The organism is Guyparkeria sp. (genome assembly GCF_046545975.1).
Classification (GTDB): Bacteria; Pseudomonadota; Gammaproteobacteria; order Halothiobacillales; family Halothiobacillaceae; genus Guyparkeria.
On record NZ_JBKGYT010000040.1, the window covers coordinates 1 to 16,679 of the forward strand.

A 16,679-nucleotide genomic window follows, 5' to 3' on the forward strand; every position below is an offset into this window, starting at 1 on the left:
CTTTCGGCGACTCCCCGGCGGGCTTCTGGTCAGCCCCTCGTGCCGGAAAGGAGCGATAATTTTACGCTCCTCGAATCACCTGTCAAGCAGTAATTTTCACTTCGTTGGTGATCCGCTTCCGGCGCCTCGCTGCGGCAGCGTCGTGCCACCGGAAGAGGAGCGCATCTTACGCCGATCGCGCCCGGCGTCAACCCCCTTTGACGATCAATTTGGCGATCCGCCGCTTTCCCACCTGAACGATCGATTCGCCCACCGGCAGGACGAGGGCCCGGTCCTTCACCGCCTCGCCACCGAGCTTCACCGCACCGGCCTTTATATGGCGGAAACCCTCGGAGTTCGACTGGATCAACCCGGCTCGGTTGAGCGCCTCGACGATCGCCACGCCCTCCTCGAGCTCGACCTCCGGCATGTCGTCCGGGAGCTGCTTCTGCTGGAAGCGGGCGATGAAGGCGTCCCGCGCCTTCTCCCCCGCTCCCAGGCCGTGAAAGCGATCGACCAGCTCGATGGCCAGTTCGAACTTGATGTCCCGCGGGTTGCGTCCCTGCTCCATTTCCTCGCGCAGGCGCGCGATCTCCTCCAATGGCCGGAAAGACAGCAGCTCGAAGTAGCGCCACATCAGATCGTCCGAGATCGACATCAGCTTGCCGAACTGCTCGTCCGGTGCCTCCTCGATGCCGATGTAGTTGTTGAGCGACTTCGACATCTTGTTCACGCCGTCAAGCCCCTCGAGGATCGGCACGGTCATGACGACCTGCGGCTTCTGGCCGTACTGCTTCTGCAGTTCGCGCCCCACGAGCAGGTTGAACTTCTGGTCCGTGCCACCGAGCTCGACATCGGCCTCGAGTTCCACCGAGTCGTACCCCTGAACGAGCGGGTAGAGGAACTCGTGGACGGCGATCGAACGGTTCTCGCGATAGCGCTTGGCGAAGTCGTCGCGCTCGAGCATGCGCGCGACGGTATACCGGCTGGCCAACTGGATCAGGTCTGCCGCGCTCTTCTTTCCCATCCATTCGGAGTTGAAGACGATGCGTGTCCGTTCGGGATCCAGGATACGGAAGATCTGGCGCTCGTAGGTGAGGGCATTCTCCCGCACCTTCTCGGGTGTGAGCGTCGGCCGGGTGGCGTTCTTGCCGGTTGGATCGCCAATCATCCCGGTGAAGTCGCCGATCAGGAAAATGACCTCGTGCCCACGCTCCTGGAACTGCCGGAGCTTGTTGATCAGCACAGTGTGCCCCAGGTGGAGGTCCGGGGCCGTCGGGTCGAAGCCGGCCTTGATCCGCAACGGCCGCCATTCCGCCAGCCGTTCCACGAGTTCGTCACGGACGAGCACTTCGTCGGTCCCCCGGCACAGTTCCGCCAGCATCTGAGCTTGATCCTGAGACACTACTCAACCTCGATAATGTAATTGAATGGCAGTCGAAAGACGGTTATGTTACCGGTTTTACACCGAATTTTTCTGCCAGGTCACAATCAATGCCACAACGCCCCCTGTTCAAGCAGCCGCGAAAACCCTCTCGCTGGATCCGTCGAGCAGCCCTTGTCGGGGTCGGCACCATCGTCGTCGGCCTGGTGGGGCTCCAGCTGGCCGATCAGGCGAGACAGGAAAGCGAGGACAAGGGAGCCGCGGACTCCCGGTCGAACGAAATCCCCTTGAACATAGAGCGGTCCGGCGTCTCGGCCGTCCCGTCCGTCCTGGAAACCAACGAAACCAACGGGTCACAATCGACCCGGAGCGGGAGCGACGACAGATCCGACCCTCCCCAGGCCGAAACCGTGAGCCTGGAAAGCCGCCCAAACTTCCACATACCCGGCGAGAAGGAAGCCCTTCAGGCGATCGAGACACCGGAGAATGACGCGGCCGTTAGCGATTCGGAGGACACGAAGGCGGACGATGCCCACCTGACCGAAAAAACCATCGAGGTCGACGACGGCGACACGTTATCCACGATCTTCGAACGTGCCGGACTCGGTTACAGCGACGCCATGCGCGTGCTGAACATCGGTGACGATGCACGGCAACTCGAGCGCATCCGCCCCGGCGACAAGCTGACCCTGATCCTGGACGAAGAGCAGTTCGCCGGGCTCAAGTACGATCTCGACACGGACAGCGAACTCAACGTGTTCCGCGACGACGGCGATGACCTCGTCGCCGAGATCAACGACCTCGCCAGCGAGGCGAGCACCATCGCCGCCGGGGTCGAAGTCAAAGGCTCCCTGTACCAGTCGGCGATCGCCGCGGGCGTGCCGCCTGCACAGGTCCTGAAGCTGGCCGAGGTCTTCGGCTGGAAGATGGACTTCGTGCGCGACGTGCAAAACGGGGATCGGTTCAAGCTGATCTACGAGGTTCGCGAACGGGATGGCGAGCAACTGGGCAACGGCACGCTACTCGCGGCCGAATACCGTAGCGGTGACCGCACGATCCAGGCCGTGCGCTATACCTCGCCCGACGGCACCGTCGGCTACTACGAGCCGGACGGTTCGAGCCTCGAGCGCGGTTTTCTGCGCTACCCTGTGGAATACTCCCGCATCAGTTCCAACTTCAACCCCGAGCGACTTCACCCGATCCACAACACGGTGCGCCCGCACAACGGCGTCGACCTGGCCGCCCCCACCGGCACCCCGGTGAAGTCAGCCGCTTCGGGGCGCGTCACCTTCGTCGGCTGGAAACACGGCTACGGCAGGGTGGCCCAGGTCCGTCACGACGAGAAGTACGACACCCTCTACGCCCATCTGTCGGGCTTCAAGGGCAACCTAAAGCGCGGCGCCACGGTAGAGAAAGGCGACACCATCGGCTACGTGGGCATGACCGGCGACGCCACGGGACCGCACCTGCACTACGAACTGCGCGTGAACGGCAAGCCCTACGATCCGGTGAAGGTCGAGCTTCCCGAAGCCAACCCGATCCCCTCCGAGCACCGAGACGACTTCGTGGCGGAAACCGGCGTGACCATCGAACAGCTTGCCCGCGTACAGATCGACAGCAGCACGCAGCCGACCCGGCTGGCCCGGAACGAATCCGCCTCGACCGACTGAAGCGTGGTCATGGACAGGCCAGGCCGGCCGGGGGACGCCGAATACTTCATCGGCGCGATGACCGGCACCAGTATCGACGGACTGGACCTATGCCTCGTCGACTTCGTCCCCTGCCGGCCGAGGCTCGTCGCCCATCACCTGCAACCGCTCGGTCCGGAGCTCACCCAAATGCTGCGCGCGCTGGCGACTGCCAGCACGGCCTACCCGCTCCCCGGGAAGGCGCATGACAACATCGACCTGCTGGGCATGGCCGACCGGGCGCTCGCCGAAGCCACGGCCGCCGGTGTCCGGGTCCTGCTCGAGCGGACCGGGATCGGGCCGGATCGTGTTCACGCAATCGGTTCGCACGGGCAGACCGTGCGCCACCGCCCCGCCTGGGAAGAGCGCTCTTTCACCCTGCAGATCGGCGACCCCAGCCGAATCGCGGAGCTGACCGGCATCCCGGTGGCGGCCGACTTCAGGCGCCGCGACCTTGCCGCCGGGGGACAGGGCGCCCCGCTGGTGCCCAAGGCCCACGCCGCACTCTTCCCACCCGTGCCCGATTCGGGGGCAACCATCGTCGTCAACCTCGGCGGCATCGCTAACCTTTCCATCCTCGAGCCGGACAGGGAACCGCAGGGTTTCGACACCGGCCCGGCCAACACCCTGCTGGACGCCTGGCATTCCCGCCACCGCGGGCAGCCCTTCGATGCCGACGGCGCCTGGGCTGCCAGTGGTCGTTGCAACGATGCGCTTCTCGACCGCCTGCTCACCGACCCCTACTTCGCGCTGGGACCACCCAAGTCGACCGGACCGGAGCATTTCAATCTCGACTGGCTGGCCCGGCACGTCGAGGCGATGCCCGACGAACTGGCGGCGGAGGACGTGCAGGCCACCCTGCTGGAACTGACGGCCGTCGCTGCGGCCCGAGCGATGGGCCCCTGGCTGGCCGATGGCGGGACGACCGAGGTGATCGTCTGTGGTGGCGGCGCCCGCAATACGCGACTGCTCGAGCGGCTGGAAGCGCAGGTGGAGTCGATGGGGCGGGCCCGCGTGGCAACCAGCGACCGGCACGGCATTCCGCCGGAAAGCGTGGAAGGGGCCGCCTTCGCCTGGCTGGCACGTCAGCTGCTGCGCGGGGAGCCCGGCAATGCGCCGGCGGTCACGGGTGCCCGCGGGCCGCGCATACTGGGTGGCTGGTATCCGGCCTGAGTCGGCCGTCTCGCTGCCCCGCCGAGAGGGGCGTTCAGGAAGGTCGCCGCCCGACGCAATCGGCCCCGGGCCGAAGCGCCGGGGCCGAGGTGATCAGCGCGAGCCGATGGGCTGGTACTCGCGTGGGCTCTCGCCCACGTAGACCTGGGTGGGCCGGTAGATGCGATTGTTGGCGATCTGCTCCTTCCAGTGCGCCAGCCAGCCGGCCGTGCGGGAAATCGCGAAGATCGGCGTGAACTGATCACGCGGGATGCCCAGCTCGGCGTAGAGCAGGCCGGAGTAGAAGTCCACGTTCGGGTAGACGCCCTTGCCGGCCAGGTGCTCGGCGGCCTGGGTCTCCAGCTCGCGGGCGATGTCGTAGAGCGGCGAGAGCTGACCGCCGCGGTGCTCGCGCAACTGCTCGAGCAGCCCCTGCAGGATGTCGGCCCGCGGGTCCTTGACCTTGTACTCGCGGTGCCCGAAGCCCCAGATCACTTCCTTGTTGGCCAGCTTTTCTTCCAGCCACGGCGTGACGTTCTCGACCGAACCGATCTCGTCGAGCATCGCCAGCACGCGCTGGTTGGCCCCGCCGTGAAGCGGACCGGCCAAGGTGCCGACGGCAGACGCGACAACCAGGTTGGGCGGCGCCAGCGTCGAGCCGCAGACCAGCGAGGCGAAGGTCGAGGCGTTGAGCGTGTGCTCGGCATGCAGGATCAGGCAGGCATCCATGATGCGCGCCTCGATCGGGTCCGGCTCGCGCTCGGTCATCATGTACAGGAAGTTTTCCGCGTAGGAGAGATCGGCACGCGGCTGCACCGGGTCGTCGCCCTTGCGGATGTGCTCCCACATGGCCACCAGCGTGGACATGCTCGCCAGAATCTTGGTGATCATCTGCTCGACGAACTCGGAGTCCGCGTTGACCCCGTTTGCGGTCATGCGCTCCTGGCCGGGGTAGAACATGCCCAGGCTGGCCACACAGGTCTGCAGCGCCTCCATCGGGTGTCCGTCGATGGGCAGGAACTTCATTATGTCGCGCACGTTGTACTTCACGCGACGATTGCGGCGCAGTTCGGCATCGAACTCGGCGAGCTCCAGCGCGGTAGGCAGATCACCGTGAATGAGGATCCAGGCGGTTTCCTCGAACGTGCTCTGCTGCGCGAGATCCACGATCCGGTAACCGCGGTACGTCAGCAGACCGGCCTGGCCGTCCAGATACGAAATGGCGGACTGTGCCGCCGGCACACCCTGTAATCCCGGTACGAAATCCATCGACAACGCCTTGTATAAACCCTGGAAGTGCGAGGCGCGGGCACGGCCCGCGCCGAAACCTGATCAGACGGAGAACGAGGAGCCGCAGCCGCAGGTCGTCGCCGCGTTCGGGTTGCGGATGACGAACTGCGCCCCGGAGACGTCCTCCTTGTAGTCGATCTCGGCACCCTCGAGATACTGGATGCTCATCGGATCGACCAGCAGCGTGACGCCGGAGCGCTCCACCGCGGTGTCGTCCGGCTGGGCCTGTTCCTCGAACATGAAGCCGTACTGGAAGCCGGAACAGCCGCCGCCGGTGATGAACACGCGCAGCTTCAGATCGGGATTGCCTTCCTCCTCGATCAGGGATCGGACCTTGCGCGCCGCATTCTCGGTAAAGACCAGCGGCGCGGTCTCCGGGGCCGCCGCGTCGGCGACCATGGTGTCCGTTGCTTCACTCATCGCGTTCACCTCAATCGATTGTCTGCCCAGAGGTCACCTCTGGAGGCCGCCGTCGCGACCGACAGCCCGCCGTCGGACCGGCAAACCGACAGTCTATCAGACGATTGGCGGGAATTTGCCAGGGTGCTCAGGGCGACAGCGCGACCAGATCCAGCCCCGCGGTCTCCTCGCAACCCAGCATCAGGTTCATGTTCTGCACGGCCTGTCCCGCCGCGCCCTTGACGAGGTTGTCGATCACGCTGGAAATCACCAGCATCGAGCCTCCCAGCGGCCGATGAACGGCCATGCGGCAGAGGTTGTTGCCACGCACGCTGCGGGTCTCGGGATGACTGCCCGGCGGCATCACGTCGACGAACGGCTCGTCCGCGTAGTAGCGCTCGTAGATCGCCTGAGGATCGCTCGAGGGCTCGCCCGCCAGCGGCAGGTAGACCGTGGACTCGATCCCGCGCACCATCGGCACCAGGTGCGGTACGAAGGTCAGCCCCACGGCGCGCCCGGACAGCGCCCGGAGCGTCTGGCTGATCTCCGGCTGATGACGGTGGCCGGCGGCGGCATAGCTGCGCACGCTCTCGCCGGCTTCCGCCATCAGGGTGTGCACGGCCGCCGAGCGTCCCGCCCCGCTCGCGCCGGACTTGGTGTCGGCGACGATCTGCCCGTGGTTGATCCAGTCGTTTCCCATCAGGGGCAGCACGGCCAGCGTGGTCGCGGTGACGTGACAACCGGGGTTGGCCACCAGTTGCGCCCCGCGGATCTCGTCGCGGTAGAGCTCCGGCAGCCCGTAGACGGCACGCTCCACCCACTCGGGCGACGCGTGCTCCATGCCGTACCACCGTGACCAGACGTCGAGATCCTTGATGCGATAATCCGCGGCCAGATCCACGACCCGTACGCCCTTCTCGAGCAGGGCCGGGGCTTCCTGCATGGCGATGCCGTTGGGCGTGGCGAAGAACACCAGGTCACAGGCGGCCAGGTCGGTCTCGCCCGGATCGGTGAAGAGGAGATCCGTGTGCCCGCGCAGACTGGGATAGAGCGCGTCCACGCGCTTGCCCGCCTCGCCGCGCGAGGTCATCGTGACCACCTCGACTCCCGGGTGATGCACGAGCAGGCGCATCAACTCGACCCCGGTGTAACCGGTGCCTCCGACGATTCCGATCTTCTTCATTCCTGTCCTCGACAGCCTGTGCTTGTCATTGTTCGCAAACCGCATCCCGGCGGGAAGCGCCGGGATGCCCGCCCGGTCGAATCCGGGCCTCAATCATGGCATATTAGCAGGGCCGTCATCGCGGGCCAGCGCATGCCCTGAACCCACCGTCGTCACCGTGTCCCCGGGAGGCCCGGCTCTTGACCGCTACGCTCGCCCGCATCAAGGACTGGATCGGCCGCCCGATCAGCCGTTTCGTCGAACGGCTGCGACTCCGGCTGGCCCAGCCCGATGCCCTGCTCCAGGTGACCCTGCTGGGCCTGATCGCCGGCCTGATCGCCGCCTTGCTGGTCGTTGCCTTCCGGTTGGCGCTGGAGGGCCTGCAGGTCTACGGCCTGGGGCTGCCCGGCGCGGAGCGGTACGAGGCGCTGCCGCCCGAATGGCGCTTCGGCCTGCCCGTCATCGGCGCGCTGCTGCTCGGGCTTGCCTTCCACATGCTCCCCGTCGGCCTGCGCAATGTCGGCGTCGGTCACGTCATCATCCGTTTCCACCGTTTCGGCGCCGACATGCCCTGGCAGAACGCCGTGGTGCAGTTCATCGCCGGCATCTGGGGGCTGCTGATCGGCCTGACCGGGGGACGCGAAGGCCCGGGCATTCACCTGGGCGCCTTCAGCGGCAGCCTCCTCGGGCACACGCTCGGCCTGCCCAACAACAGCGTGCGCACGCTGTCGGGATGCGGGGTGGCGGCCGCCATCTCCGCGGCCTTCAACACCCCGCTGGCCGGGGTGATCTTCGCCCTGGAGGTGGTCATCAAGCAGTACACGCTCGCCAGCTTCCTGCCGGTCATCCTGGCCTCCTCGATGGGGGCGCTGCTGGCCACCACGGTCTTCGGCCCGGAGACCCTGTTCAGCATCGAGATCCACCACGAGATGTCGTTCTGGGAGGTGCCCACCCTGCTGGCGCTGGGGCTGATCATCGGCACGATGGCGGCCGGCTACATCCGGATCGTCGAGGGCACCATCGCCCGCAGCTGGGACTGGCCGGTCTGGGTGCGCTTTACCGCCGCGGGCGTGGCCACCGGCGTGATCGGGTTCTGGATCCCGGAGATCATGGGCATCGGTCACGACACGACGGACCTGGTCGCCGCCGCCGGCCTGACCGTCGGGGCGCTGCTGATGATCGCACTGGCCAAGTGGTTCCTCGCCAGTCTCACCGTCGGGCTCGGGCTGCCCATCGGCACGATCGCCCCGGTGCTGATGATCGGCGCCGTGATCGGCGGCACGGTCGGCAGCATCCTCTACCAGCTGGGGCAGATCCCCGTGTCGGACGTGGCCTTCTACACCGTGGTCGGCATGGGCGCGATGATGGGGGCGACCCTGCAGGCGCCCCTGGCCGCGCTGGCCGCGGTACTCGAGCTGACCAGCGACACCGGCGCCATCCTGCCGGCGATGATCACCATCGTGGTCGCCGGCCTGGTCAGCCGCATGGTGTTCGGCAAGGACGGTCTGTACGACGCCATGCTGCGAGCGAACGACCAGCAGATGCCCGGACCGTCGCTGTGGTTCAACGGCGACAACATCGGCGTGTCCAGCATCATCGAGCGGCGGGTCGCCGAGGTGACCTGCCCCTGCAACCTCGGGCGCTTCGAGCAGGCGCTCGAGGAGAAGCCTGCCTGGCTGGTCATCCGCGACGAGAACCGCCAGGCGATGGGCGTGATCCGCTACACGCCCGCTCGCGCCGCCTTCGACCAGGCGTTCAACCAGGCCCTGTTCGACGCCCAGGCGCAGGCCGAGCAGGCGCGCAAGGCCGACGAAGCGGCCGCGAGCACACAGGAGGCAGAGCGCCCCGCGACCGGGGAGGAGATCGCGCGACCTGAATCCACCCCGCAGGCCGATGAAGTGGAAACGTCTCCCGAGGCGACCATCGACCTGGAGGCGATCGCCCAGCAGGTGCGCGAGAACACACTGATCACCCCGAGCGAGATCAGCGGATTCTACCGGGCCGCCGACGTCGAGGTGGGCTATACACTGACCCAGGCCCAGCGCGTCATGCGAGAGAACGATGTCGAGGTGCTGGTGGCCCGGCGCATGCTGGGCTCGCCGCAGGCTCGCACGCTGGGCGTGATGACCGCGGCCATGGTCGAGCAGGCCATCGTCGAGCGCTGATGCCCGGGAACTTCCGCCACGGGCCGCGGTCTCCATCGAGTGGCGTCACGCCGCCATCCGCTAAATACGCTTGATGTGTTCAACCCGCCCTGCCGAGAGTAGAGGACCGAAGATGACTTTGCGCACCGACAAGAACCCGAGCCCGCAAGCGGCCGCTACCGACTCGCCCTCCGACCCCGGTCGTCGGCGCCTGCTACTCGGTAGCGCCGGGGCACTGGTCGCCTTCGGCCTGGGTGGCTGCCTGTCCGACGGCGGCCTGGACCTGGCCGGCGCGACCGTGCGCGACCTGGACGGCAAGGAGATCCCGCTGGACTCGATCAAGGGCTCGCCGACCGTCATCACCTTCTGGGCCACCACCTGCCCGAGCTGCGTGGAAGAGATCCCGCACATCCAGGAGCTGCATGACACCTACTCGCCCAAGGGGGTGGACGTGATCGGCCTGGCGATGAGTTACGACCCGGTCTCGCAGATCGAGAAGATGGTCGAGAAGAAGGACATGACCTACACCATCTGGCACGACGCCGACGAGCAGGGCGCGCAGGCATTCGGCCCGGTACGGGTCACGCCCAGCTTCTTCATTCTCGACAGCGAGGGCCGCATCGAGTACCAGAAGATCGGTCTTATCGACATGGATCGCGTCAGGGGCATTCTCGACGGCCTCACCGCCTGAGCCCGCCACACCGTCGGCAGCGGCCGTCGGTAACCCGGCGCCCCGGGGCGGGCCTGTTTTCGGTACAATTCAGGGTCTTCGAGCCGTATATCCCGCGAGACGGCACATCCACCCAGGACCGCCGGAACAGGCCATGAACATCTCCATCAAGACTCCCGAGGAAATCGAGAAGATCCGTTACGCCAGCCAGCTGGCCGCCGAGGTGCTGGTGCTGCTGCGCGAGCACGTCCAGGCCGGCGTGACCACCGGCGAGCTCAACGAGATCGCCCACCGACACATCACCGAGGTCCAGGGCGGCACGCCCGCCACGCTCGGCTATCACGGCTTCCCCGCCTCGATCTGCACCTCGCTCAACCACCAGGTCTGCCACGGCATTCCCGGGGACAAGACCCTGCGCGACGGCGACATCCTCAATATCGACGTCACGGTGATCAAGGACGGCTGGTACGGGGACACCTCGGCGATGTACACGGTCGGCAAGCCTTCGGTGCGCGCCGAACGCCTGATCGAGGTGACGCACGAGGCGATGATGCGCGGCATCAACGCCGTGCGCCCGGACGCGACCCTGGGCGACATCGGGCATGCCATCCAGTCCTACGCCGAGGCCAGCGGCTTTTCCGTGGTACGCGAGTACTGCGGCCACGGCATCGGCCGGAACTTCCACGAGGACCCGCAGGTGGTCCACTACGGTCGACCCGGCGAGGGCGTGCGGCTCAAGCCGGGCATGACCTTCACCATCGAGCCGATGATCAACGCCGGCAAGAAGGACATCAAGCTGCTGGGAGACGGCTGGACGGTGGTCACCAAGGACCACTCGCTCTCGGCCCAGTGGGAGCACACGGTCGCCGTCACGGAAGACGGGGTGGACATCCTGAGCCGGCCGCCCGAATAGACCGGCGAGCCTGCCGCGGATCTCCCCATGACCCACCCCCTCGAGAACCCGTTCGCCGACCAGACGACCTTCCCGACCGACCGCCCCCTGGCCCGCCAGCTGGACGCGTTCAACGAACACTGGCCCGAGGCGCTGGCCGGGGAGACCCAGGCGCGGGCCTTCATCACCGAGGTCACCGCGCGAGTCGACAGCGCGCTGCGCCTGCTCTGGCAGGAGCGGCTCGAGGATCTTCCCTGCGCGCTGCTGGCCGTGGGCGGCTACGGCCGCGGCGAGATGTTCGTCCACTCGGACATCGACGTGATGGTGCTCACGGCCGACCATCAGCACGACGAGGCCGTGCAGGCCTTCCTCTACACCCTCTGGGACACCGGCCTGTCGATCGGCTACGCGGTGCGCAGCCTCGAGGAGTGCATCGAGGCGGCCGAGGACCCGACCATCTACACCAGCCTGCTCGAAGCCCGGCTCGTCGCCGGGGACAACGCGCTGTTCGAGCGGCTGGACCGCGCCATCCGCGACGCGTCGGCCTTCCCGGCCCGCTGGTTCTTCGCCGCCAAGCTCGACGAGCAGCGGGATCGCTACGAGGCCCACGACAACGTCGGCACCAAGATCGAGCCCCACATCAAGGAAGGACCGGGCGGGCTGCGGGATCTTCACACCATCCGCTGGCTGGCCAACCGCATCGACGGCGCCCCCACCTTCGCCGCCATGCACCGGGCGGGACTCCTGCGCGACGACGAGTACCGGACGCTCGAGCGGGCCGAGATCCTGCTGTCCCAGATCCGCATCGGCCTGCACGGCCTGGCCGAGCGCGCCGAGGAACGACTGCTGCTGACCCACCAGAAGACCCTGGCGACCACGTTCGGCTACCAGGGCGAGCAGGACGGCAACCTCGCCGTCGAACGGTTCATGCAGCATTTCTTCCGCGCCACCATCGAGGTCGAGCGCCTGTCACGACTGCTGATCCAGCAGTGGCGCGAGCGGCTGTATCCCGAGACCCTCGAACCCATCGAACGGCTCAACCCGCGCTTCATCAAGCGCGGGCAGCTGATCGAGACCCGCGATGCACAGGTGTTCATGCGTTCGCCCACGGCGATCCTCGAGCTGTTCCTGCTGCTCGCCGAGCATCCGGAGCTCGAAGGCATGACGGCGGCGACGGCCCGCCAGCTGCGTGCCAATCTCTCGGTGATCGACTCCGGCTTCCGCGCCAACCGCCACGCGAAGCACCTGTTCATGCGCCTGCTGCGTGCCGAGCGGGGTGTCTACCTGGCCCTGCGCAACATGAACCTCACCGGCGCGCTCGCCGCCTACATCCCGGCCTTCGCGCCGATCGTCGGGCTGATGCAGTTCGACCTCTTCCACGCCTACACCGTCGACACCCACACCCTGCTGGTGATCCGCAACCTGCGCCGACCCGCCCTGCCGGAATACCGCGACGAGAATCCCACGGCGGCCGACGCCTTCAGCCGCATAACCCGCCCGCAGGTGCTCTATCTGGCCGGACTGTTCCACGACATAGCCAAGGGTCGGGGCGGCGACCACGCGTTGCTCGGGGCGGTGGACGCCCGCGAGTTCGCCCGCAGTCACGGCCTGCCCCGCGAGGACGTCGACCTGGTCGGCTGGCTGGTCGAGCAGCACCTGACGCTGTCGTTCACCGCCCAGCGGCAGGACATCGAGGACCCCGAGGTCATCCGCCGCTTCGCCGGGCTGGTCGGCAGTCCCGAACGGCTGGACTACCTGTACCTGCTGACGGTCGCCGACATCCGCGCGACCAACCCGCAGCTGTGGAACTCCTGGCGCGACTCGCTGCTCCGTCGCCTGTTCGACCTGACCCACCAGCACTTCGCCGAAGGCGTGCGCTCGACTGCACAGATCGTGCGCGAGACCCGGCGCGACGCCAACCGCCAGGGATCGAGCGAGGGCCTGGACGCGGCCAAGCTGGCCGCCTGGCTGTCGGGCATGCCGGAGGAATACTTTCTCCGCAACGAGATCGACAACATCCTGCGCCACTCCCGGGTGGCCATCGACGCCGATCTGCCTGCCCTGACCATCAACGACGACCCGGAACACCAGGCCACGCAGATCCTGATCCTGGCGCAGAATCACCCGGCCCTGTTCGCCCACGTGGTGGCGGGTATCGACCGCGAGGGGCTCAATGTGCAGTCGGCCAACATCACGGTCATCCCCCGCCCGCTGGTGATCGAAAGCGGCCTGAATGCCATCGACTTCGCGGGCAACCGCGAGCAGTTGCCCGAATCGGAGCTGATCCTGCTGGAGTTCTTCGTCCTCGACCGCCAGGGACGACCGATGAGCGATCCCGGCGCCATCGAGGCATTGCACGACCGCCTCAGGCAGGTGATCCACCATCCCGACCGGGCCCTTTCCGTCACCCGACGCCGGATACCGGCCCAGCTCTCCAGCCTCGACGTGGACACCGAGATCGAGTTCATCCCGGACGTCGCCCGGGCGCGCACCATGATCCAGGTACTGGCCAAGGACCGCCCCGGCCTGCTCGCCGACCTGTCGGACACCTTGTGGCGCATGGGGGCCATCCTGCTGCATGCCCGCATCGCCACGCTGGGCGAGCGCGCGGAAGACGCCTTCTTCGTCGTCGACCAGAACGGCCACCCCATCAACGACCGCGAACACCAGCAGGCCATCGCCGAGGCCCTGACCCGGGCCGCCAAGGGAGAGGGAGCGCAGTGAGCGAAACCGCCATCGACCACAACCTGCCCGCCAACCAGCCGCCCGGCGACTGGGCACTGCTCGAGGAGCGACGCGACTTCCTCGTCGTCGCCAAGCCCGAACGGATGCTCTCGGTACCCGGCATCGGTCCGGAAAAGCAGGATTGCCTGATCCACCGCGTGCAGATGGAGTTTCCCGAGGCGCGCATCGTCCACCGGCTGGACTGGGATACCTCGGGCCTGCTGGTCCTGGCGCGCAACGCGCGGGCGCATTCGTTCCTGTCAAAGGCCTTCGCCGAGAGGCGGGTGGACAAGACCTACGAGGCCCTGATCGACGCCCCGCTCGAACCGACTGAGGGGCTGATCGACCTGCCGATCGGCAAGGATCACGAGCGTCGGCCACGCTACCGCATCGACCCGGAGACTGGGCGTCCGTCGCAGACCCGCTACCGACTGTCGGAACCAGTGGATGACGGTATCCGCGTTGTCCTCGAGCCGATCACCGGTCGCTCGCACCAGTTGCGCGTCCACCTGCTCGCCCTGGGGCGTCCGATCCAGGGCGACTCGCTCTATCACCCCGACGCCCATCGCCACGCGCGCCTGATGCTGCACGCCGCCCGGCTGGTCTTCCCCGACCCGGAGCGTCCCGACGGACCGAAGGTCGAGTACCGCTGCGAGACGCCCTTCTGACCGCGGCCGGCGGAGCGGCATTTCCCGAACTCGTGATCGAGCGCCTATAGTGTCAAGGAAGGCAACCGCCAACGGACAAGGACAGACCCACCGCAGCATGCCGCTCAAGGACCACAAGCCCTCGACGAAACGTCCGGTCTTTCTCGACCTGCACCGGATCCATTTCCCTCCGCAGGCGATCACCTCGATCGCCCATCGTCTCACCGGCGTGCTGATGCTCCTCGCGATCCTGCCGGCAACCTGGCTGTTCGCCCTGAGCCTGTCCGGGCCGGGAGGATTCGCACGCGCCGGCGAGGCACTGACCGGCTGGCCGGCCGGGATCGCCGCACTGCTCCTCGCCCTGTCGCTGGCTCACCACCTGTTCGCCGGCATCCGCTACCTGCTGCTGGATATCGACATCGGCATTGGCCGGACAACCGCGCGTCGCAGCGCGCTGTGGGTCATGGGGGCGGGCGTGCTCGCCGGTCTGGGCCTCTGGTGGGGGCTGTGGGCATGAGCGGGCTGTCCGCCTGGCTCGTCCAGCGCATCTCCGCGCTCTACCTCGGCGTGTTCATCCTCTATGCCCTGGTCCGACTGACCATGGCCGAGTCGTGGTCATATGCCACGTGGAGCGGCTGGCTCGCCTCGCCGCTCAATGCCGTGACACTGTGGCTGGCCGCGCTGGCGCTGCTGCTGCACGCCTGGGTGGGCGGACGTGACGTGCTGCTCGACTATGTCCACCCGCTCGGACTGCGGGTCGTCATGCTCACCGCGTTGGCCGGCTGGCTGCTCGGGTCGGGCATCTGGTTCACCGCGACACTGCTGGAGGCCCTGTGAACCGAACGCGACGAGTCGATGCGCTGGTAATCGGCGCCGGGGGCGGCGGGCTGCGTGCAGCGCTGCAACTGGCCCGGGGCGAGGCGAGCGTGGCGGTGGTCTCCAAGGTGTTCCCCACCCGCTCGCACACCGTCGCCGCGCAGGGCGGGGTCAACGCCTCGCTGGCCAACGTGCTGCCGGACGACTGGCACTGGCACATGTTCGACACGGTCAAGGGCAGCGACTACCTCGGCGACCAGGACGCGATCGAGTACATGTGCCGTGCCGCCCCGAAGGCCGTCCGGGAGCTGGAACACTTCGGCGTGCCGTTCTCCCGCCTGCCCGACGGGCGCATCTACCAGCGCGCCTTCGGCGGGCAGAGCCAGGACTTCGGCGGCGAGCAGGCCGCCCGCACCTGTGCCGCCGCCGACCGGACCGGGCACGCGATCCTCCACTCGCTCTACCAGCAGAACCTCGCCGCCGGCACGCATTTCTTCGACGAGCATTTCGCGCTCGACCTGCTCGTCGACGACGACGGCGCGGTGCTCGGCGCCCAGGTCCTCGACATCGCCAGCGGCGAGACGACAACGGTCGAGGCACGCGTGACCCTGCTGGCCACCGGCGGCGCGGCGCAGATCTACCGCACCAACACCAACGCGCTGATCAATACCGGCGACGGCATGGCCATGGCGTTGCGCGCCGGCATCCCGCTGCAGGACATGGAATTCGTCCAGTTTCACCCCACCGGTATCGCCGGCAAGGGCATGCTGATCACCGAGGGGGTGCGCGGCGAGGGCGGCTTCCTGATCAATGCCGAGGGCGAGCGCTTCATGGAGCGCTACGCGCCGAATGCCAGGGACCTGGCCAGCCGCGACGTGGTCAGCCGGGCGATCGTCACCGAGATCCGCGAGGGGCGCGGCTGCGGCCCGAACCGGGACCACGTCCTGCTCAAGCTCGACCACCTCGGCGAGGACGTGATCGCCGAGCGCCTGCCGGCGATCCGCGAGACCGCGCGCACCTTCGTCAACGTCGACCCGGCCCACGATCCCATTCCGGTCTTCCCCACCGCCCACTACACCATGGGCGGGATTCCCACCAACCGCCACGGGCAGGTGGTCCGCCCGGGCGAGGACGGCACGGAACAGGCCGTCGAGGGACTGTATGCGGTGGGCGAATGCGCCTGCGTCTCCGTGCACGGCGCCAACCGGCTGGGCGGCAACTCCCTGCTCGACATCGTCGTCTTCGGCCGGGCCGCGGCCCGGCACATGCTTGATCACCTGGATGCCCATCGCTACCACCGGCCTCTGCCCGGAAAGGCAGCCACCAGGGCCTGCGCCCTGTGCGAGGCGATCGACGCCCGCGAGTCCGGCGAGTCGGTCGCCGCCCTGCGCCGGGAACTCCAGCAGACCATGGAAGACTACGCCGGCGTGTTCCGCCGTCAGGACCAGCTCGACGAGGGGCTCGAACGGGTCCGCGACATCCACGCCCGCAGCCGGCGACTGGCGATCGGCGACCACGGGCGCGTGTTCAACACCGCGAGAATCGAGGCGCTGGAGCTGGCCAATCTCGCCGACGTGGCCCTGGCGGCGATCGCCTCGTCGGCCGCGCGGACGGAAAGCCGCGGCGCGCACTCCCGGGTCGACCATCCCGAACGGGACGACGAGCACTGGCTGGTGCACAGCCTGTTCTCGCTCGAGCGCGGCATGCACTACAAGCCGGTGCGGACCCGACC

The 16,679-nt window shown here is 67.5% G+C and carries 14 protein-coding genes; 10 read left to right on the forward strand and 4 right to left on the reverse strand.

All coding sequences use genetic code 11. From position 1 onward, the window contains the following. Positions 1-187: 187 nt before the first annotated feature. Positions 188-1,363: a tyrosine--tRNA ligase gene (gene tyrS, locus ACLFMY_RS05400; protein WP_410763555.1), complete on the reverse strand. Its 1,176-nt coding sequence runs from the start codon at positions 1,361-1,363 to the stop codon at positions 188-190. 410 nt (positions 1,364-1,773) lie between these two features. On the opposite strand from tyrS, the gene ACLFMY_RS05405 reads away from it, so the two are divergent. After that, positions 1,774-3,033 (forward strand): M23 family metallopeptidase, encoded by a 1,260-nt coding sequence (locus ACLFMY_RS05405; protein WP_410763556.1) that lies wholly within the window; start codon positions 1,774-1,776, stop codon positions 3,031-3,033. 9 nt (positions 3,034-3,042) lie between these two features. Beyond that, positions 3,043-4,224, forward strand: coding sequence for an anhydro-N-acetylmuramic acid kinase (locus ACLFMY_RS05410; RefSeq protein WP_410763557.1), 1,182 nt, complete (start codon positions 3,043-3,045; stop codon positions 4,222-4,224). 93 nt (positions 4,225-4,317) lie between these two features. Here the strand turns inward: ACLFMY_RS05410 and ACLFMY_RS05415 are convergent, their stop codons facing one another. From ACLFMY_RS05415 to argC, 3 genes are all read right to left on the reverse strand, one after another. Then, complete coding sequence (locus ACLFMY_RS05415; protein WP_410763558.1) at positions 4,318-5,472, reverse strand: citrate synthase; 1,155 nt, start codon at positions 5,470-5,472, stop codon at positions 4,318-4,320. A gap of 63 nt (positions 5,473-5,535) precedes the next feature. Further along, positions 5,536-5,913 carry an iron-sulfur cluster insertion protein ErpA gene (gene erpA / locus ACLFMY_RS05420; RefSeq protein WP_410763559.1) on the reverse strand — a complete coding sequence of 126 codons (378 nt, stop codon included), beginning with the start codon at positions 5,911-5,913 and terminating at the stop codon, positions 5,536-5,538. Positions 5,914-6,040: 127 nt separating this feature from the next. Beyond that, on the reverse strand, positions 6,041-7,075 hold the full coding sequence (gene argC, locus ACLFMY_RS05425; protein ID WP_410763560.1) for an N-acetyl-gamma-glutamyl-phosphate reductase: 1,035 nt from the start codon (positions 7,073-7,075) through the stop codon (positions 6,041-6,043). A gap of 179 nt (positions 7,076-7,254) precedes the next feature. Between argC and ACLFMY_RS05430 the strand changes: the two genes are divergently transcribed. The 8 genes from ACLFMY_RS05430 to sdhA all read left to right on the forward strand — a co-directional run. Further along, positions 7,255-9,219: a chloride channel protein gene (locus tag ACLFMY_RS05430; protein ID WP_410763561.1), complete on the forward strand. Its 1,965-nt coding sequence runs from the start codon at positions 7,255-7,257 to the stop codon at positions 9,217-9,219. A 112-nt stretch (positions 9,220-9,331) separates the two neighbouring features. After that, on the forward strand, positions 9,332-9,889 hold the full coding sequence (locus ACLFMY_RS05435) for a peroxiredoxin family protein (protein WP_410763562.1): 558 nt from the start codon (positions 9,332-9,334) through the stop codon (positions 9,887-9,889). A 133-nt stretch (positions 9,890-10,022) separates the two neighbouring features. After that, positions 10,023-10,781 (forward strand): type I methionyl aminopeptidase, encoded by a 759-nt coding sequence (map, locus tag ACLFMY_RS05440; RefSeq protein ID WP_410763563.1) that lies wholly within the window; start codon positions 10,023-10,025, stop codon positions 10,779-10,781. Positions 10,782-10,808: 27 nt separating this feature from the next. Further along, complete coding sequence (gene glnD, locus ACLFMY_RS05445; protein WP_410763564.1) at positions 10,809-13,484, forward strand: [protein-PII] uridylyltransferase; 2,676 nt, start codon at positions 10,809-10,811, stop codon at positions 13,482-13,484. After that, a complete protein-coding gene (locus ACLFMY_RS05450) occupies positions 13,481-14,152 on the forward strand; it encodes an RluA family pseudouridine synthase (protein WP_410763565.1) in 672 nt (223 codons plus the stop codon). The genes glnD and ACLFMY_RS05450 overlap by 4 nt, the downstream gene beginning before the upstream one ends. 97 nt (positions 14,153-14,249) lie before the next feature. Then, positions 14,250-14,648, forward strand: coding sequence for a succinate dehydrogenase, cytochrome b556 subunit (sdhC, locus tag ACLFMY_RS05455; protein WP_410763567.1), 399 nt, complete (start codon positions 14,250-14,252; stop codon positions 14,646-14,648). After that, positions 14,645-14,968: a succinate dehydrogenase, hydrophobic membrane anchor protein gene (gene sdhD, locus ACLFMY_RS05460; protein WP_410763568.1), complete on the forward strand. Its 324-nt coding sequence runs from the start codon at positions 14,645-14,647 to the stop codon at positions 14,966-14,968. Before sdhC ends, sdhD begins: the two co-directional genes overlap by 4 nt. After that, positions 14,965-16,679, forward strand: a 1,715-nt coding sequence (gene sdhA / locus ACLFMY_RS05465) for a succinate dehydrogenase flavoprotein subunit (protein ID WP_410763569.1), incomplete at its 3' end; no start/stop codon positions are given. The genes sdhD and sdhA, both read left to right, overlap by 4 nt.